Origin of the sequence: Georgenia sp. SUBG003, from assembly GCF_000715355.2 — a bacterium.
Lineage (GTDB): Bacteria > Actinomycetota > Actinomycetes > Actinomycetales > Actinomycetaceae > Georgenia.
This window is the reverse complement of sequence record NZ_CP180204.1, coordinates 1113055-1131892: the sequence shown is the minus strand read 5'-3', so window position 1 is coordinate 1131892 and position 18838 is coordinate 1113055. Positions and strand designations below refer to the sequence as shown.

The window sequence follows — 18838 nt, the reverse complement described above, 5'->3', positions numbered from 1 at the left end:
ATCCTCGTGCGGCCCGCCTGAGGAGCCGCGACATCGGCTACATCCTGCCACCACCTGTGAGGGCGGGCACGGGCGGTCCGCCGGGAGCGCGATCTAGGCTGGCCGCATGAGCCCCGCCGCACCTCGCACCCGGCCGGCCAGGCCGCCGCGCCCGCGCTCGAAGAAGGCGGCGCGGGAGCAGGCCCTCGCCGTCGACGAGCTCCTCGCCGCAGCGTGGCCCGACGCCCGGTGCGAGCTCGACTTCACCACGCCGCTCGAGCTGCTGATGGCGACCGTGCTCTCGGCGCAGACGACCGACAAGCGCGTCAACCAGGTCACCCCCACCCTGTTCGCGCGGTACCCCGACGCCGCCGCCTACGCCGGGGCGAGGCGGGAGGAGCTCGAGGAGGTCCTGCGGCCGCTCGGGTTCTTCCGCGCCAAGGCGGCCTCGGTGCAGGGCATCGGCGCCGCGCTCGTCGACCAGCACGGGGGCGGGGTGCCCGCGACTCTCGAGGAGCTCGTGAAGCTGCCGGGTGTCGGCCGGAAGACCGCGAACGTCGTGCTCGGGAACGCGTTCGGCGTCCCCGGCATCACGGTGGACACGCACGTCGGCAGGCTGGCACGGCGGCTGGGATGGACCCGGGAGAAGGACCCGGTCAAGGTGGAGAGGGCGATCGCCGAGCTGCTCCCGCCCGAGGAGTGGACGATGGCGTGCCACCGGCTGATCTTCCACGGACGGCGCGTGTGCCACTCCCGCCGGCCGGCCTGCGGGGCGTGCGTGCTCGCGGAGCTGTGCCCGTCGTACGGCGAGGGTGAGACCGACCCGGAGAAGGCGCGCGCCCTGGTGACGGTCTGACGAGGCTGTGGCGGTCTGACGTCGCGGTGACGGCCTGACGTCTCCGTTCCCGCCGGGGCGCGGTGCGCGGACGCCCGCTCTCCGCCTGAGCCGGGTGGCTGCCGGGGCCTCACACGCCGGCGAGGAACTCGAGCAGGAGCTCCGAGACCAGGTCGGGGGTCTCCTCGGGCAGGAAGTGCCCCGCGCCGTCGACGACCTCCTGGCGCAGCGGCCCGGTGACGTAGGTGGCGTCGTGGGCGAACATCCGGCCGGGGAGCAGCGGGTCGAGGGCACCCCGGACGGTGAGCGTCGGGACCGTCACGGGCGCGCTGACCTGCGCCAGGTACCGGCGCCCGTCGATGCGCGGGGTGGACCGGACCAGCCAGCGGAAGTGCTCCATCGTCGAGTGGGCGGCGAACGGCAGGCCCATCGCCTCGGTGTACAGGGCGGCCTGGGAGGTGGCACCGTCGTTGCCCGGAGCGGACCACGCCCGCAGCATCCTCTCCACGAGGTCTCCGCGGCGGAGCGCCTGCTCGGGGAACCAGGGAACCTGGAAGCGCAGCAGGGTCGTGGCCGCCCGGGCGGGGAGCGGGTTGCGCAGCCGGTGCAGGGGCACCGGGTGGGGATTCGCCAGGGCGGCGACGGCGCGGGTCAGGTCCGGGGCGACGTGCGGCATCGCCCATGCAACGGTGCCGCCGAACCCGTGCCCCACGACGACGGCGCCGGCGGCGCCGAGGGAGCGGATGACGCCGGCGACGTCGCGGGCGAGGACAGCGGTCTCGTGGCGGTGCGGCGGCTTGTCGGATCCCGCGAAGCCCCGCAGGTCCATGGCGGCGACGGCGTGCCCGGCCTCCGCCAGCGCCGGGATCTGGTGCCGCCACGCCCACCAGAACTCGGGGAAGGCGTGCAGCAGCAGCACCACCGGCCGCTCCGGGCGGAGGTCGCCCGCCGTCACCACGTGGAACTGGGCGCCGTTGGCGGGGACGTCACGGTGCTGCCAGGGACCTGGGACCAGCACACAGCTCGAGTCGGCGACCACGCACGGCACGCTACCTGCTGCCCTGCCCGGGCCGGACGGAATCGCCCGGTAACGCGCGGAACCTCTCAGAGCACGGCGAGCAGCGCCATGTAGGTGCCGGTGCCGCCGACGATGCTCAGCATGGCGTTGCGCCGCCACAGGTGCAGGGCGGCAGTGACGCCGACCCCGGCCAGCTCGGGCAGACCGTGCGGGGCCGCCGCGAGGTCCACCGTGGAGAGCGTGTACACCACCAGGATGGCCATGACGCCGAGCGGCATGGTGCGGGCGAGATGGTCGACGACGACGGAGTCCCGCACCCGTCGCAGCGCGACGAACGGGGCGAGCCGGAGCGCGTAGGTGACGGCGAAGATGACCAGCAGCGTCAGCAGGATCTGGCCGGCGCTAGGCATCGGCGCCTCCGAGGTGGTGGCCGTGGTCCCCTGCCCCGGTGCGCGCGGGACGGCGCACCAGCAGCCGGGCGACGAGGACGGCCACGAAGGCGGTCAGCGCCAGGACGAGCATGCCGCCGGGCGCGACCGCCAGGGCGAGACCGGCGCAGACGAGCGCCATGACCAGCGTCGGCAGGTCGGGCGCGGCGCGGTAGGCGTCGATCGTCAGGACGACGAAGAGAGCCGTGAGGGTGAAGCCGAGGCCTTCGGCGTCGAGACCGAGGCCGGCGCCGAGAAGCGCCCCGACGGTGGAGCCCGTGAGCCAGTACAGGTGGCACAGGATCTGCGTCGCGAGCACCCGGGTGCCGGTCAGTCCCTGCTGGGGCCGGGTGGCGAGCAGCGCGTAGGCCTCGTCCGTCAGGGCGTGCACGCCGTACAGACGCCCGGCCCCGGAGCGGATCTTCCGCAGCGGGAAGCTCAACCCGTAGAACACGTGCCGGAAGTTGACGAAGAACGTGGTCGCCGCCACCTGCGCGAGGGCGACGCCGCCGGTGACCAGGCCGATCGCGAGGAACTCCATCGACCCTGCGTAGATCAGCACGGAGAACACCGGCGCCCACCACCACGCCAGACCGCTGGTGGAGAGCAGCACCCCGAAGGCGGCGCCGAGCGGCAGGTACCCCATGCCGACGCCGAGGGTGTCCCTGGCCGCGAGCGCTACCTGGTGGCGCCGGTAGGCGCGCCGGTCCCGCTGGGTCCCTGGTCCGCCGTCGTGCCCGGGTTTCTGCTGCGGCGCTGCGTCGCTCGGGACTGCCTGCCGGCTGTCGGGCGCCGCGTCACCCGGGTGGGTGCCGTCGTCGCCCTCGGCGGCAGGGAAGGCGGGCGTGGACATGGGGCCAGGCTAGGTCGGCGCACCGCGCGTGGTGCCTTCTGCCCATGCCTCGGAAGGCGCTGCGACACCGGCCCGCAACGGCGCGGGGCCGACCGCGCCACGACGCGACGACCGCTGCTGGCGCACCAGCAGCGGTCGTCGTGTCGGGCAGCGGTCGCGGAAGGACGTCTCGGTCCGGGAGTCCCGTGCGGTCCCGCGTCGGTCAGCGCTGCATGCCGCGGCTGATCTGGTCCATGACGGAGGAGTCGGCCAGGGTGGTGACGTCACCGGCCTCGCGGCCCTCGGCGATGTCCTTCAGCAGGCGGCGCATGATCTTGCCGGACCGCGTCTTGGGCAGCTCGGACACCACGAGGATGGAGCGGGGCTTCGCGATGGGACCGATCTCCTTGGCCACGTGAGCCCGCAGCTCCGCGACGACGTCGGCCCCCTCGCCGGCCTCGTCGGCCCGGTCGACGGCGTCGGAACGAAGGATGACGAACGCGACGACGGCCTGGCCGGTGGTGTCGTCCTTGGCGCCGACCACCGCCGCCTCGGCCACGACCGGGTGGGAGACGAGCGCGGACTCGATCTCCGTCGTGGAGAGGCGGTGCCCGGAGACGTTCATGACGTCGTCGACGCGACCGAGGAGCCAGATGTCGCCGTCGTCGTCCTTCTTGGCGCCGTCGCCGGCGAAGTACATGCCCTCGAACCGTGACCAGTAGGTGTCCTGGAAGCGCTGGGGGTCGCCCCAGATGCCGCGCAGCATGGACGGCCACGGCTCGGAGAGCACGAGGTACCCGCCGCCCCCGTTCGGGACCGGCTCGCCACGCTCGTTGAGGACGTCGGCCGCGATGCCCGGCAGCGGCGTCTGGGCGGAGCCGGGCTTGGCCGCGGTGACGCCGGGCAGCGGGGAGATCATGATCGCGCCCGTCTCGGTCTGCCACCACGTGTCGACCACCGGCGTCCTCCCGCCGCCGATGGTGCTGCGGTACCAGACCCAGGCCTCAGGGTTGATCGGCTCGCCCACCGAGCCCAGCACGCGCAGCGAGGAGAGGTCGTGGCGCTCGGGGTACTCCGCGCCCCACTTCATGCACGTGCGGATCGCCGTCGGGGCCGTGTAGAGGATCGAGACCCTGTACTTCTCCACGATCTCCCACCACCGGTCCTTGTCCGGGGTGTCGGGCGTGCCCTCGTAGATCACCTGGGTGGCGCCGTTGACCAGCGGGCCGTAGGTGACGTAGCTGTGTCCGGTGACCCAGCCGATGTCCGCGGTGCACCAGTAGACGTCGGTCTCGGCCTTGAGGTCGAAGACGTTCTTGTGGGTGAACGCCGACTGGGTGAGGTACCCGCCCGTGGTGTGCAGGATGCCCTTCGGCTTCCCGGTGGTCCCGGAGGTGTAGAGGATGTAGAGCGGGTGCTCCGCCCCGACGGCGACCGGTGTGTGCTCCGGCGAGGCGGCGGCCAGCAGGTCGGTCCACCTCTTGTCCCGGCCCTCCGTCCACGCGACCTCCTGGCCGGTCCGCTCGACCACCAGCACGTGCTCGACGGGGGGTGCCCTTCTCGAGCGCCTCGTCCACGGCGGGCTTGAGCGCGCTGGGCTTGCCGCGGCGGTAGCCGCCGTCGGCGGTGATGACCACCCGGGCGTCGGCGTCGTTGATGCGGCTGTGCAGCGCCTCGGCGGAGAAGCCGCCGAAGACGACGGAGTGCGGGGCGCCGATCCGTGCGCACGCGAGCATCGCGACGACCGCCTCGGGGACCATCGGCAGGTAGATCGCGACGCGGTCGCCGGTCCGCACGCCGAGCTCGGCGAGGGCGTTGGCGGCCCGCGACGTCTGGTCCTTCAGCTCCGCGTAGGTGATGGCGCGGGTGTCGCCGGGCTCGCCCTCGAAGTAGATGGCCACGCGGTCGCCCAGGCCCGCCTCGACGTGGCGGTCGACCGCGTTGTAGGTGGCGTTGAGCTCGCCGTCGGCGAACCAGCGGGCGACCGGCGCGCCCGAGAAGTCGAGGACCTCGGTGAAGTCCTTCGACCAGGTCAGCAGCTCACGCGCCTGCTCCGCCCAGAACCCCTCGCGGTCGGCCGCGGCCCGCTCGTACATCTCCGCCGTGGCGTTCGCCTGCTCCGCGAACTCGGGGCTCGGCGGGAACGTCCGCGTCTCGCGGAGAAGGTTCTCCAGGTCGGCCTCGGGGGCCTGGGGCGTCGTGGTGGCGTCGTGCTGGGACATCTACGTCCTCCCTGTGGCGAGGGTCATCCGTGCGTCGCCGAGGTGTCGCGGCTCACACAAACTGTCGCATGCAACATAGCGAACTCGCTCCGTCCGGACAGCCTCCGGGCGCCCGCCTCCGGGCCGCCCGCTTCTCGGGCCGCCCGCTTCTCGGCCGCCCGCTTTTCGGGCCGCCCGCTCTCCGGACGGCGCCGCCGCGCGACTCAGCCCCGGCCGTTGCCGTGGCGGGCCGGGCGGCCCGTGCTGCGCGCGTAGGCCTCGCGCGTGTCGTTCCTCGGCCCGGCCGCGACGGCGGGCGCCGCGCGCGACGACCCCGGTCAGGAGCAGCGCGAGTCCGTACAGGGCCAGGCGCCCGGACGGGCCGTCGGCGAGCAGGTGGTGCGCGACGTTCCCGCCCAGGTCGTTCAGGTCGCGCAGCCAGGCCAGAGCCGGCTCCAGGAACGCCGCCGTCCGGGCGGGCACGACCACGAACGTGAGGCCGGCGAGCAGCACGAGCGTGCCGGTCACCAGCGCCCCCAGGGAGGACCACCGGGCGGTCAGCAGGACGACGGCGGTGGCGACGAGGCCGGCGGCGAGCTCGGTCAGCGCCGCGGGGCTCAGCTCCCCGCGGGCCCAGGGACTGTCCTCACCGAGAGCCAGCCGGGCTCCGCCGTCGGCCACCAGGTACCAGGCCACCGGGGAGAGCACGAGCGCGAGTACCAGGCTCCACCAGTGCGCGGCGGCGCGGGAGCGCGGGCCGGCCTGGGTGGCGCCGTCGAGAAGGGCGTCACCGGCCGGCGCGGGGCGTTCCCGCCAGCGGTCGCGCAACGCGTCGTCGTCCGGCGTCGTCGCGGACCGGACCGTGGTGCGGGCGGGGCGCGTCGGCCGCCGTCACGGTCTCGGTCTCCTGCGGGCCAGGATCGGCCCGCACGCCGAGGAAGCCCTGCCGGCGGACGGCCGTCGTCTCCAGGTCCGAGGTGTCGTGCCGCTCCGCGCGCCGGCCGGTCGGGCCGGTCCCGGGCGGCTGCTGCGTGGACTGGTCCCGGCCTGGGCCGCGGGCGTCGTCGGAGCTGGGCGTGGTCACGAGGCCTCCTGGATGGTCGACGGTCCCGGTCGATCGCCGTCACGGTAACGGACGCCTCCCAGCCGCCGGCGGGGGCGCGCCGCCCGGGGCACCCCTGCCTACGCCTCCGCCGTCGACAGCGCGAGATCCGTGCGCTCGTAGCGGCGCCCCGACAGGCGGGCCCAGTGGGCAGAGGCGCCGCAGACCGCGAGGACCGCCCCCAGGAGCAGCCACGCGCCGGAGGTGAGCAGCTGGAACCCTCCCGGCAGGGCGCTGAGCGCCTCGAGGAGAGGTGCGAGCCACCGCCAGCCGTGCGCGTGGAGCACGGGGAGCGTCCCCACCACCAGCAGCAGCCACCCGGCCAGCTGGGGCCCGAGGGACGACAGCCCCGCGAGCAGGACGACGACGGCGATCAGCGCGGCTCCTGCCAGCAGGCTCGGCTGCTGCCAGGGCTGGCTCGTCATGCTCACGCCGAAGACGAGCGCCGCCGTCGTGCCGCGTCCGAGCAGCACGGCGACCGGCGGGAGAAGCACGAGGGAGAAGAAGACGCTCACGGCGTGGCCCCACATCCGCGAACGGGGCGGGACGGGGCCGGGCGTGCTGCCGCTGAGCGTGGCGTCCTCCCGCTCGTGCGTCCGTCCGGCGCGGCGGGCGAGGTGGCACGCCGCCCCGCCGGGCGGCGAGCGCGACGCCCGTGACCAGCACGAGACCGGAGGCGAGGGGCCGCAGGAGCGGGTCGACGAGCTCCGCCGACGTGCCGGTGCCCAGGAGGGGCCGCAGGACCGGGAACCCGACGAGCCCGGGGAGCACGCCCCACACGAGCCCGGCGACGCCCAGAGCCAGGCTCGAGCCCCCGCGCCGCGACCGCGCCGAGCGCCGCGAGCACCACGACCCCCGAGCAGGAACGGGCCGGCCCCGACCAGGTCGGACGCGCCCTCCAGCGGCAGCATCAGGTCGATGCCGTACAGCACGAGGAAGAGCGCGACGGGGGGTGGCCACGAGACCGGCGACGACGGCGAGCAGGTGCGCACGCCTCCGCGACCGGGGTGGCGCGGGCGGGCCGCCGGTGCCCGCGGGCGAGCCCGGGGAGCCGTCGGACTGCGGGCTGTGCTCGCTGCGGGCAGGGTCCTCCATCGCCTGGGAGCCTACGCGTCCTGCCCCGTGCGGGCCGCGCGGCGCCCGACCTGGCTGCCCACCTAACCTGGCCCGGTGAGCTCCGACGTCGTCACCGCCCTGGCCTCCCTCGCGCACCTGGACGGGGTGGCCGAGGCGGCGGACCGCGCGCGCGAGGCGACGACGGCGCTGAGGTGGCACGAGGGCCTGCGCCGGCGGTGGCGCGAGGCCCGCGCGGAGACAGCGGTGCGCTCCGCCGTCGCGACCGTCGCCCTGGAGGGGGTGCGCGCGGACACCGCCGAGCTGCGCCGGTGGGTGGCCTCCGGCGCCCACCGCGAGCCGGCCGCCGCCGAGCCCGGCCCCACGGACGTGGGCGGCGCCGAGTGGGCGTTGGTGGGTGGCTGCCTGGCGGGCGCAGGTGCACGTGGGGGGAGGTGCTGGGTGAGCTCGGCGGCCGCGGGGGACCGCCCGTCGTGCCCTCGGGCGGAGCTGCTCGCCGGGCTGGCACCGCGACCTCACTGCGCACCTCGCCTCCGCCGCGCCCGCCAGGGCGACCGCGATGGCCACCAGCACCACCGCGAGGATCACCCGGGCGAGGCCGGCGGTCCGCGTCACGCCCCGCCAGCTCACCGCGGTCAGGGCGACCACCGCCGCCGCCGCGACCGGCCGCTGCCACGGACCGGGGACGGTGTAGGCCGCGAACGTCGTCGCCATCGCGGCGCACGAGGCGGTCTTGCCGACGACGAAGCACCACCCGGCGGCGAAGCCCCACCACGGCCCCAGCTGCTCCCGGCCGTAGACGTACGTCCCGCCCGAGGTGGGGTAGGTGGCCGCGAGCTGGGCCGTCGACGTCGCGTTGCACAGCGCGACCACGACGGCGACGGCCAGGCCCGCCAGGAGCCACGGCCCGGCCGCCCGGGACGCCGGCGCGAAGACGGCGAACACGCCCGCGCCGATCATCGACGAGGCGCCGATGACGACGGCGTCACGCAGGTCGAGCCGGCGGGCGAGGGGAGCGGTGGTCACGGCGGGCAGGGTAGCCCCCGGAGGTGACCGGCGGGTGTCCCGGCGCCTCCGCGGCCACGGCCGTCGGACGGCGGACCACGGCGAGCGGAGCGCGACTACCAGCGGTGGGCGACATCGACCACCAGGCGCGAGCCGCTGCCCGGCCCGTCGACGATGAAGGCCCGGAACGGCAGACGGGCGCGCACACCGAGCCCGACGGTCGACTGCCCCTCGAACGTTCCGGCCCACGCCAGCTGACGGAAGGTGCGGTAGCCGGTGACGTTGCGCAGCTCGCGAGGGTTCGCCGGCCGGTAGGTGGCGCGCCCGTTCTCGTCGTAGGCGGGCACGCGGGCGACGACGGCGAGCTTGGCGCCGCCGCGCAGTGGCACCACGAAGCCCGACCCCTCCTGGTGGACCTGGGTGGTGTAGCGGACGTCGTAGCCGCGGATGTCGCCGCGCACGTCCAGCACCATCCTGTCGAAGCACGCGTGCCTGCCGGTGCGCACGTTCGTCAGCGAGGCGTCCATGGACATCGCCGGCACGTTCCTGGGCAGCGAGCCCCAGCGGATCCCGCAGTACGGCGCCGCGGCCTGGGCGGCGGAGACCGGGCCGAGCAGCAGGAGTCCGAGAACCAGCGCGAGCACCACACGCAAGAGACGCTTCATCGCACTCTCCGTTCCAGCGGGTCCTCCCCCGGCGGCACCAACGACGGTACGCCGGTGCGAACGCCCCGGGACAGGGGAGAACGCCGCGAATCCGTAACGATTCCGCCGCTCCCGCCGCCCCGCTGGGGCGGGAGGTCAGCTCGTCGCGAGAGGTCAGCTCGTCCTCGAGAGGTCAGTTCCCAGCGGGGAGGTCGTCTCCGCGAGAGGTCTCGCCGGCGGCGGCGAGCAGCGCCGACGTCACCTCGAGGAGCCGGTTGCGCAGCGGGGCCGCCCGTTCGCCGAACTCTCGCTGCCGGGCGACGTACTCCGCCCGCCCTGCCGGTGTCTCGATCGCCACGGTCGCGTGCCCCAGGCCGGTGACGTCGTACGGGGAGGCCTGCATGTCCAGCACGCGGATGTCCCGGGCCAGCTCGAAGCAGTCGAGCAGCAGCTCGCCGGGGCAGGCGGGGCCGAGCTTCAGGGCGATCTTGAGCAGGTCCATACTTGATGGCTTAACATGCATCTATGACCAACTCGAGCGGCACGGATGCTGCGACGATCTACCTCCGAATCTCCCTCGACAAGACGGGCGAGGGCCTTGGCGTTGAGCGCCAGGAAGCGGAGTGCCGTGCTTTGTGCGAGCGCAACGGCTGGGCAGTTCATGAGGTGCTGACAGACAACGATATCTCCGCTACATCGGGCAAGGTTCGCCCCAGCTTTGAGCGGCTGCTCACGTCCAAGCCCGAGCGCATCGTGGTCTGGCACATTGATCGGCTCGTGCGTCTGTCCAAGGACCTGGAGCGGGTCCTAGACCTTGGCGTGAACGTCTACGCCGTTGCCTCTGGACAGTTCGATCTGTCCAATCCTGCCGGTCGGGCCGTTGCGCGAACCGTGACGGCGTGGTCGCAGTACGAAGGTGAGCAGAAGGCCGAGCGCCAGAAGGCGGCAGCCCGCCAGCGGGCGAAGGCGGGCCGCTCGTGGTGGCCTCAGCGTCCGTTCGGGTTCGAGCGTGACGGTTCCCACCGGCCCGAGGAGGTGGAGGCTCTGCGCACGGCGTACGGGGACGTGCTGGCGGGGAAGCCGCTCATGCGCATCGCCGACGAGCTGACAAGAAGCGGCTTCACTACGAACCGAGGCCTGCCGTGGCGTGCAACTTCCCTTCGCCCGGTTCTACTCAACGCCAGGAACGCGGGCATCCGCGTCTATGAAGGGGAAGAGATCGGCCCGGCCGCTTGGGAAGCGATCGTGCCGGAGGAGACCTACCGTGCTGCGGTGCGGAGCCTCAGTGACCCTAAGCGCAAGGTCGGCGGCAACGGTCGGCGCTCTTCGCTCTTGACGGGCATCGTCACCTGCGGCGTTTGCGACGGCCCGGTTCGCAAGGCATGGCGGGGCAGGAAGGGCGATGTGGGGGCGCGGGCCATCTACGTCTGCAAGGTTAACCACGTCAGCAAGCCCATGGACGAACTCGATTCCATCGTTGCCGGCGCGGCCATCGCCCGGATGACACTGCCGCACGCTCACCGGCCGTTCTCCCTGTCCCGTCAGGCAAAGTCGGACGCCGCGCCTCTGCGAGAGGAGGAGGCGACACTTCGTCAGCGTCTGGACGAACTCGCCACCGATCGGGCCGAAGGACTCATCACCCGCCAGCAGATGGTTACAGGGACCGAGCACATCCGTGCCCGCCTGGAAGTAATTGAGGCGGAGTTGGCTGAGATTGGAGACGTGTCCCAGGACGGTGAAATGAGCATCGCCGAGGTGGCGGATCACTTCTTCGAACTCGACACCGACCGCCAGCGGCAAGTGATCACGCAACTGTTCCCGTCCATCAAGGTTCACGGAAGAGGGCGAGGCGTGCGCACCTGGCAGCGGGGGGGAAGTCGAGTTCGACATTGCGCCGTGGCACGGAGGCAAGCGGAAGTTCGAACTGCCGGACGGCACGACGGTCGAAGGCGAGGAGGCGGGAGACGACCTGACCTTCCTTGGCGTGGTCGACATCATGATGCAGACCTGGGCCGACCGCAGAGACCTCAGCGCGGAGGTCTGGGCTGAGGAGCCGCGAACGGGAGTTGTCGCAGCAGCTGGGCGCTGAAGACTCCGCGTACCACCCAACCCACAAGGGATGCCCCCTGGCCACGATGGCTGGGGGCATTCGCGTTCTGTGAGTCGGATCACGTCCTTGTGGGGGTGACCGCGCTCAGCGCCTGCGTAGCGAAAGGTTCAACAGCCACGGGGAATCGTCACGCCACATCCCTCACCTGCGATTAAGACGTTTAACACGGATGAGGTCAAACAATGACCCGAGACAAGGTTAAACGAACCTTCCACGCCGACTTTCACATTGAGTGACCGTGGTTACATTGACGGCGGTATCCACGTCCTGCCAAGGTTTATTTCGCAAAGACCCGAGATGGCCGGGTAGTCAGTTCCGATCGGATGCTGGCATGAACGAGAATTTGCTTGGAGGGAATGGTGGTGCGCTGGTGACTGGTAAGTCAAACAAACGTAGACCTGTGTTGCTCCAGGACTGGACCGCAATAGAACGAGCAAAGGCACTGGCGTTGGGCGCTAATCCTGACCCAGACACTACGCCGTCCGTACAGGCGCGAATGTTGCTCTTGGCTATTGGCCGCGTGCAATTAGACGGCCACGCACACTTTGCTCCGGGCGAGTTGAGGGACTTGCTCGGCAAGGCCAAGCTTGAGGATGGCGGAGAAGTCTCGCCGTGCTCTGGAAGCACCGTTAACCGCGCAATTGATGCACTCGTGGATGCTGACGTTTTCCACCCGTCATCGTGGCTCCGTTGTCTGAAGTTTCAGATGAGCATCGTGGACTACGCCAAGCGTCACGGTGACATGACGACTTGCCCCAAGATACCTCCCGGCAACCGGCAGAACCTGCGTCACGCCCGCCCTACTCCACCGTGAACCTTTTTCGGATCTGATCGAGCACAGAAAAAGCTTTCGTTCACATTTTTGGTCGAGTCGCTCGATCTTCTGGACCAGATTTGAGGGTTGTTGTCGCGAGATAGCAACGAAAAGGCGGACGCTGCTCTCCTCTCATTTCATGCGGTGGCAGGGAGAAACAAAGGGGATAGTGAGTCCTCTGATCCAACGACGGAAGGCAATGGAAAGGGTTGGGGGTTAAATCCTCCCGCCTCCCTGGAGGTTGAAAGGTGTCGGACCCTCAAACCTTTCTGCCAAAGATGAAGGATGAGAAACAAAAGGGTAGGTGTTAGCTCTATCTCTCTATCTCTCTATCTCTCTACCTCGTAACTCTCTACCTCGTAACTCTCTACCTCGTAACTCTCTACCTCGTAACTCTCTACCTCGTAACTCTCTACCTCTCTATCTCTACAAGTGGCCCTACGGGGCTCCTGAAACCTCTGAGACTTCTTCTCAGAACCAACAACCGATACGCGCCCGTCGCGGCCGAATCGCCCCCCTCTTCAACTAGGAGCTGAACCAGAAGTGACAAATGCAGAGAAGACCCAGAAGACCTCCACCTCTACGGTTAAGTCGTCCGACCGTCTAGCCCAGGCACGAGAAGCCCTCACCCTCGCTGAGCAAAACCTCACAAACGCTGAAGCGTCACTAAGCGAGACCATCGGAAAAGTGGCCTCGGGCTCCGCTGACCATGCAAGACTGGCCAACGCTCGCGGCAGCGTCGAGGTTGCGTCTATCCGCAGAGATGCCGTGGCCCGTGAGGTCTCCGATGCTGAGGCCGATCTACGGCGGGCTCAGAAGCGTGCCGCCGGCCAGGACTTGCTCGCTGTAGGTGTCGCTGCCATCGAGTCAGCCGTCGGCAAGGCCGCTCGGGTAGTCACCGAGAAACCTGACCCGGACGCCATCGAATACCCGACGCTCTACCTAGCCGTGGCCCCGGGTGTTGCCTCCTTCGATGTTCAGTCGCCGAGTCTCGTCCGTGGTGTCGTGGGAGTTACTGGCTTCCACGTCTTGGGCGCCTGGTGGGACGCCCTGACAAGTGGGCGGGAAGGAAGTAGGTACATCCTGCATCGGCAGTCATATGCCGCTGGCGATCTGGTACGGGGCGAGATTGCCCCCGGTAACAACGGCAACGCCACCATGCGTCTTGCTGTGGTGCCTCATCTGCCGGTGATTCCCTACCTTGCCGATGAAGTCGTTATCAGGTCTAACCTCGCAGTAACGGTCGGTGCAGTCGCGAAGTCAGAGGTTCCCGAGGCGCACCCGCTCGAGACGCCCGTTCGCCTCGACGCTGAGCGGTTCAGCGAAAGCTTCACCGACCAACCACGCCTTGGCACCGGAGCGCAGGTGCTGAACGTCGAGACGAGCGGGAATCGGCGACGCTACCTGGTTCAGGTCAGCGTCCAAGGTGGCCGCGCAGTGGGAGCCGACAGCAGGACGTTCATGGTCACCCCCGGCGCGCGTCGCCGAGATTCTCGTGGCCCTCAGTGGGCAGCTCGTGTCACGAGTCGGACGGGTGACCAAGCTGGAAAATCTGAACACGACGGCGGACGGTGCCACCGCAGTTCTGACCATCGAATCCCGCACCGCCTACCCCGAGGAGGTGTAACTGTGTCGGACAAGATGACCTTCCCCGCTCAGTACGTAGAGAAACTGCACAAGGAGCGGGACGACATGCGCACCCGTCTCGTTGCCGCTGAGGCGCGGCTTGCCGCCCAGGCCGAGGTTGAGCGGTTGAGGTCGGAGAACCTGGCACTACATCGCCGGATCATTGCCCGAGCGCATGGCCTAGAGCCAATTGCCGACCGGCTGAGGGGCGAGGACGAGGAATCCATTACCGAGGACGCCCGACTCATCGCAGGCAATCTGCCGTGGCATCGGTGAAGGCGGCCGACGAACTCCGGCTACGGGAATGTCCGTGGTGCCGGGAGGTAGCCGCCCAATGGCAGGACCGCGGACGGGCCGAGAACCCGCGCGCCGTTCACTGCTCGCCGTCGTGCCGCACCAGCGCATCCCGTGAGCGCACCGGATAAGGCTGGCGCGACTAGCGAGTGATCGAGGCTCCCACCCGAGGACATTGATTCCTTGGGTGGGAGCCCTCCTCTGCCGCCTCGGTCGTACGAGAGTCCTCGGGGCGCTTCCGTCGTCGTGGAAGGCGCGCAAACCTTCTTAGTAGTCGGGCTCCTCGGGCACCCTAAAGAGGGCCTGATCTTCCAATCTCTTCTTGAACTCGTCTTCGTCGTTGGTGAGTGTGCCGTCCTCGCACCGAAACCAAACCTGATCCCGCGCGTCGGTGAACTTAACCCACACCGGCTCTTTCGTGTTGAGGTAGCGGACTTGGATCTCCCAGTCGTGCCCCGGCGCGACGGTGCGCGTTTGGTGCCCTCCAGTCCGCGCCCGGAACTCCGCGCCTGTTTCCTCGTCTTCCCAGATCCTAAAAGCGAAGAGCTCGACGTTGAAGATCGGCATGTCTGACGCGTTATGCACCACGCAGAAGAAGATGGGTGACAGCTTGTTAGGAATCCTCCGCGAGTCGTTCCAAATAGTGACTCGCCGCGCCTGTGCCATGACGCGCTCTTCATCTTCGCGTGCCCGGATCGCGGAGACCTCCGCTTCCGCGGACTTACGGTCGCTTCGTTCGACCAGGAACAACACGAATGGGACCACCGCGGCCGCAATGGTGCCGCCCGCCGTAAGCCACTCCAACAGTTCCGGCAAGATTATGCTCCGCCGTGGTCGACCGACGAAACGCTTGCCGTTGCGGCCTTCTTCGCCGGGAAGCCGGATCGCCCTTTCCGTGCCTTCTCAAGGGCGGCTGGCTGGACGTAGAGGAACCGAAGCAGTTGCAGGACGAGAGCTCGCAGATCCTCCGCCTCCTCCATGGTGACTGCACCAAAAATCTCGGGATGTGCGCCCGCGTTGCCCATGTTCTTGATGTGCTCGGCCCAGTCCTTGAACACTGGCGGCAGTGTCTGCTCGCTGACCATCTGTTTGATTGCGTCGTTGAGCGTCTTCTTATCCCGGGCGGCCTCCGACCCCTTGTCTTGGACGACCTGTGCCAGGGCGCTGCGCAGCATCGCGGCGGCGGCATTGGGGACCTGAATGGACAAGCATCGGACGCCTTCGTCGTATGCCTTCACGACTGGCGCCGGCACCGATTCATCGTCGAAGTTGGCTGCGCCGGGCGTAGGCCACCAAAGGACGGGATGAAGCGACTCCAGCGGCCTCGCCCTGGACTCGATGACCACGATGTACTCCCTGCACCCCTGGCACATCATGGTGACCGCTTGCTGGAGCGGAACTAGGTCTCTGTCCCTCCAGGTCTGGCGCAGGGGCGTTCTTTGGACGTCAGTGAAATGGCTGACGCGGCCGCACCGAGGACAGGGACCGCTTGGGTCGTCAGAACTCGGCGCGGTGTCGGGGTCGTATTCACGGGCCATAGGCGAACCGTATGCCCTGCCGCTGACATCGCGCATGAGGCCATCTCACAGCACGCTAGACCTCTACCCAGGCCCAGCCCTCCAGCGCATACAGTTGCTCGCCTTCCGCCGTGGTTCCAGCGGCTTGCCATTCATCGACGAGGCCTTCGCCGTCGTCATAGGCGAGAAGGTCACCAATAACCGTGACTCCGCGAGAGTCCCATGTGCCGTTCGGGTCCATGGACTGCCAAGCGCATATGAAGTTCCGGAAGGCGTCTGCCGTAGCTAGTGGGACGACCCACCCGTTCCAGGTACCGCGCGTTCCACTCGCCTCGAGCGGCGGCGTTGTCCCTGGGTCTTCCGTGTCAATGTGAATAGTCATCGGCGCCTTGTTCTTGTTCCACAGGGCTCGTCCTCAACTCGGCGACGTAGTCCTCTGCGGCCGCCTCTAGTGGGTCTCGCGCTTTCTGTCGGAACACTCGATCAATAGGTCCCAGCTCATCTGGACCCGGTTTCACCGCTCGGTGCCACCGGCGTCCGCTGTGGATCAGAGCCTGGAGTTCCCGATACATCTCTACCGTCAACGCCGTGGAGCCAGCGCAATGTCCGTACTGCATCTCAATCTCGTACTCGGGACCGAGGACTGTCAGGGCGCGCTCAACTGCATCCTCAATGGGTTTGTCCCTGTCCGAGAGGTGCATCTTCCACATCTCGACGGTGGTCCATAGTTGGGACCATAGGCGCTGGAACTCCTCCCAGGTGCCGTCGACGGTGAATGACTTGGTGCCGGAGAGTTGGTCTACGGCATGAAACTTTGCGATGACTTCACCGAACATCTCGTTGCGGCGATGCAGTTCACCGGTGCGACGTTCTTCTGCGACTGAGTACCGTGCAACCCCAGCCGCTACAGCGGCGCCAATGACGCCGCCGAGGACCGCTCCCCAGATTTCTTCCACAGGAGGAACGCTACAAGTCCGTTGAGACATGCGTTCCCCTGGACCTCACCAAACATGGCGAGGCGATCCACAGGACGCGCTGTGTCAGGCCGTCTGGGACACGAACTCGGCAAGCGGAGTCAGGTCATGCTCCCAGAACAGAATGACGCCCGAGTCCTGGGCCGTCTCAAGGCATCTCATGTCAAAAACGCCGGCCAGGACCACCGCGGTAAGCATGTGCGTGCCGAACTGCTCGCGCCAGTCAGTGGCCTTGCCTCCGACTTCGCGATTCACTCGCTTCCAACTGTTCTTCGGGCCGTTACTTACCTTGCATTCGATGGCCAGCAAACGGCCGTCGTGCAAGCGGGCGGGGACGTCGCACTTTGCCTTGGCAATGTTGCGCTCTTTTGAGTAGGTCCCTCGCGCCATGTCATCGAAGAACTGAATAGGGCTTCGCGCTACATCGAGAGAGAGCCCAGCATTCGCCAGTGCTTGCGCGGTCGCCGCCTCCTGTCGTGTCGATGCCTCGCCGCGCCGCTCTGTTGCGAGCTGTTGCGCCGCCCAGAGAAGGGAAGTCGAGAGGATGGCGGCATCTCGCTCCGCTGTGGTGGGCGCACCACCAGCCTCTACCCACGGAAACCGTACGGGGTCGATCACCACGCGGATGGCATCGGCAGTCGCTTCCGCGAACTTCGCTGGCACCTGCTTGAACTTCGGCCCCTCCACGAGGGTCCAGAGGTCTTCCTGGCTGATTGGCGGGCCGCACACATAACGGCACGCCTGCCAGGCGCCGGGATCAGAGAGGAAGAGTTCTGCGGTTAGATCGCGGAGGTTGTCGGTCGCGTCGAAAACCGCCTCGACCCGTGGGCGAAGCCGCCTATACATGCGCGCGAAAGACCGTGGTCCTTCTTCGCGGCGATGGTCACTGAAGCCTCGTTCCGACCTGTCACGTGCCGCCTTCAGGTCAGACTTGCTCCAATGCGGTGGCTGAACCAGATTTGATGAACGCACATTCGCAGTGTGCCGTCGACACCTCGACTGTCCTAACTGGCGCGCACGGGCGATTCCTTCCGTGCAGCCCGAACACGGATGCGGAGTTCGCCGTTAACTCGATGCTCACTCGCTGTGTATCGCACGCGCTTGACCAGTTCGGTCGGCCAGGGAGGAGTGGTGGGCGGTTCCTCTGGAACGCCGTTCCGAAGCGAGCGCAGGAGGACTTCGCCAACTGCACGTGCGACGTCAACCTGTACTGCATTGCCGATCTGCTGGAACAACGACGCCCTGTTTCCGTAAAAGCGCCAGTCTGAAGGGAAGCCCTGCAGTGCGGCGCACTCCCGCCAAGTGAGGCGCCGAAGGTCTTGGCCCTCAACTCGGACCCAGTCAGGCGTGGAAGCCGCTCGGATCGTTCGCGAGGGAAGGTCTAGGTCAGCGAGAAAACTGTCCTGCCGATAGCCCCAGTGGCCGCCTGGCCTGTTATTCATCACCCTTCCGCCTGTCTTAATCCCCGTCCCTGGCGTCAACGCACGTAGTTCAGCGGCCCTTTCACCGGAGGGCAGGACCACATCCTCATGCGCAGGGTCTGGCATGGCGGCGAGCAACTCACGAAGCGTCATCCAAGCCTTGCGCCCGTGGTTGCGGTGCCTATCGTGAGTCGGGCTCGGGAACTCCGGAAGTGAGTGTTCTCTTGTAGCCATCAGCAGGAGCCGGACTCGGCGCTGCGCTGCGCCATAATCGGCTGCATTGAGTGTGGCAACCCTGCTCGCGTAACCCATGTCGGCAAGGTCGCTTTGGATACTTCGCAGCACTTCTCCCGGTGTGCCCGTTGCGCCCAGTGCCGTGACAAGTCCCCGGACGTTCTCGAAAAGAACAAGGCGAGGGCTAGCCTCGTCGATGAGGCGGAGGTAATGCGCAATGAGTTTGCCACGCGGGTCGTTGAGGCCTTTCTGGTGACCAGCCGACGACCACGGCTGACACGGTGGCCCGCCCACGAGAATGTCTGGCCTCCAGTCACGGCGAACCCGCGATGGGCGAAGATCAGACGCGCTGATCTCTTGAACGTCTTCTTCGATTAGGCGTGCGTGCTCTAGGTAAGTGCCGCGCCGCTTTCCAATCGGTATTTGCGCCTGTTGGCTCAAGCGGAGGGTCTCCATGCTGTCCGGAGCAATGTCAGTGGCCGTTACGACGTCCCATCCGGCTTGCTCCAAGCCGATATCTAGACCGCCGGCTCCGCTGAAGAGACTCACTACAGTGGGTCGACGCCTTCGCTGGGCCACGCGTCGCACTTCCTTTCCCTCACGCCGATCCTCGACACCAGTCGGGAGTCGCTCTGTCTCACGCCGCGCCTACGCGTCAGAGCGACCCCTTGATCCTGGGCCAAGACCGGCCGCGATTCCGTCAGGCGCGCCATAGGAGGATCGCACGAGA

General features: G+C 68.5%; 16 protein-coding genes and 2 pseudogenes. 3 read left to right on the top strand and 15 right to left on the bottom strand.

Annotated features, from left to right (window positions below):
• Positions 1–106: 106 nt before the first annotated feature.
• Positions 107–835: an endonuclease III gene (gene nth, locus DA06_RS05450; protein WP_043498015.1), complete on the top strand. Its 729-nt coding sequence runs from the start codon at positions 107–109 to the stop codon at positions 833–835.
• Between the two features lie 109 nt (positions 836–944).
• Here the strand turns inward: nth and DA06_RS05445 are convergent, their stop codons facing one another.
• From DA06_RS05445 to DA06_RS05400, 10 genes and pseudogenes are all read right to left on the bottom strand, one after another.
• Positions 945–1853, bottom strand: coding sequence for an alpha/beta hydrolase (locus DA06_RS05445; protein WP_052436404.1), 909 nt, complete (start codon positions 1851–1853; stop codon positions 945–947).
• 65 nt (positions 1854–1918) lie between these two features.
• Positions 1919–2242, bottom strand: a complete 324-nt coding sequence (locus DA06_RS05440) for a branched-chain amino acid transporter permease (protein ID WP_043498011.1) — start codon at positions 2240–2242, stop codon at positions 1919–1921.
• Positions 2235–3113, bottom strand: a complete 879-nt coding sequence (locus tag DA06_RS05435; RefSeq protein ID WP_418607073.1) for an AzlC family ABC transporter permease — start codon at positions 3111–3113, stop codon at positions 2235–2237. Before DA06_RS05435 ends, DA06_RS05440 begins: the two co-directional genes overlap by 8 nt.
• A gap of 202 nt (positions 3114–3315) precedes the next feature.
• Positions 3316–5314, bottom strand: a pseudogene (gene acs, locus DA06_RS05430) (acetate--CoA ligase).
• Positions 5315–6121: a hypothetical protein gene (locus DA06_RS05425; RefSeq protein ID WP_052436403.1), complete on the bottom strand. Its 807-nt coding sequence runs from the start codon at positions 6119–6121 to the stop codon at positions 5315–5317.
• Positions 6081–6377 (bottom strand): hypothetical protein, encoded by a 297-nt coding sequence (locus DA06_RS05420; protein WP_043498009.1) that lies wholly within the window; start codon positions 6375–6377, stop codon positions 6081–6083. Before DA06_RS05420 ends, DA06_RS05425 begins: the two co-directional genes overlap by 41 nt.
• Before the next feature lie 98 nt (positions 6378–6475).
• The gene (locus DA06_RS05415) at positions 6476–7387 is read right to left on the bottom strand and encodes a hypothetical protein (protein WP_043498007.1); all 912 of its coding nucleotides are present in this window, start codon (positions 7385–7387) and stop codon (positions 6476–6478) included.
• Between the two features lie 619 nt (positions 7388–8006).
• A pseudogene (locus DA06_RS05410) lies at positions 8007–8495 on the bottom strand (amino acid permease); the annotation flags it as partial.
• 95 nt (positions 8496–8590) lie between these two features.
• Positions 8591–9139, bottom strand: coding sequence for an AMIN-like domain-containing (lipo)protein (locus DA06_RS05405; RefSeq protein ID WP_043497995.1), 549 nt, complete (start codon positions 9137–9139; stop codon positions 8591–8593).
• Between the two features lie 172 nt (positions 9140–9311).
• Positions 9312–9620, bottom strand: coding sequence for a hypothetical protein (locus DA06_RS05400; RefSeq protein ID WP_043497992.1), 309 nt, complete (start codon positions 9618–9620; stop codon positions 9312–9314).
• Positions 9621–9643: 23 nt separating this feature from the next.
• On the opposite strand from DA06_RS05400, the gene DA06_RS05395 reads away from it, so the two are divergent.
• Together DA06_RS05395 and DA06_RS05390 are read left to right on the top strand one after the other, a co-directional pair.
• Positions 9644–11167 carry a recombinase family protein gene (locus tag DA06_RS05395; RefSeq protein ID WP_052436402.1) on the top strand — a complete coding sequence of 508 codons (1524 nt, stop codon included), beginning with the start codon at positions 9644–9646 and terminating at the stop codon, positions 11165–11167.
• A 1418-nt stretch (positions 11168–12585) separates the two neighbouring features.
• Positions 12586–13944 carry a hypothetical protein gene (locus tag DA06_RS05390; protein ID WP_418607071.1) on the top strand — a complete coding sequence of 453 codons (1359 nt, stop codon included), beginning with the start codon at positions 12586–12588 and terminating at the stop codon, positions 13942–13944.
• Between the two features lie 285 nt (positions 13945–14229).
• On the opposite strand, the gene DA06_RS05385 is transcribed toward DA06_RS05390, so the two are convergent.
• The 5 genes from DA06_RS05385 to DA06_RS05365 all read right to left on the bottom strand — a co-directional run bounded on the left by DA06_RS05385 (position 14230) and on the right by DA06_RS05365 (position 18657).
• Positions 14230–14778, bottom strand: coding sequence for a hypothetical protein (locus DA06_RS05385; protein WP_043497988.1), 549 nt, complete (start codon positions 14776–14778; stop codon positions 14230–14232).
• 2 nt (positions 14779–14780) lie between these two features.
• Positions 14781–15308, bottom strand: a complete 528-nt coding sequence (locus DA06_RS05380; protein ID WP_418607070.1) for a DUF4145 domain-containing protein — start codon at positions 15306–15308, stop codon at positions 14781–14783.
• A gap of 536 nt (positions 15309–15844) precedes the next feature.
• Positions 15845–16435, bottom strand: a complete 591-nt coding sequence (locus DA06_RS05375; protein ID WP_418607068.1) for a hypothetical protein — start codon at positions 16433–16435, stop codon at positions 15845–15847.
• Positions 16436–16519: 84 nt separating this feature from the next.
• Positions 16520–17299 carry a XamI family restriction endonuclease gene (locus tag DA06_RS05370; RefSeq protein WP_052436400.1) on the bottom strand — a complete coding sequence of 260 codons (780 nt, stop codon included), beginning with the start codon at positions 17297–17299 and terminating at the stop codon, positions 16520–16522.
• Positions 17300–17457: 158 nt separating this feature from the next.
• Complete coding sequence (locus DA06_RS05365) at positions 17458–18657, bottom strand: DNA cytosine methyltransferase (protein WP_418607067.1); 1200 nt, start codon at positions 18655–18657, stop codon at positions 17458–17460.
• Between the last annotated feature and the right edge of the window lie 181 nt (positions 18658–18838).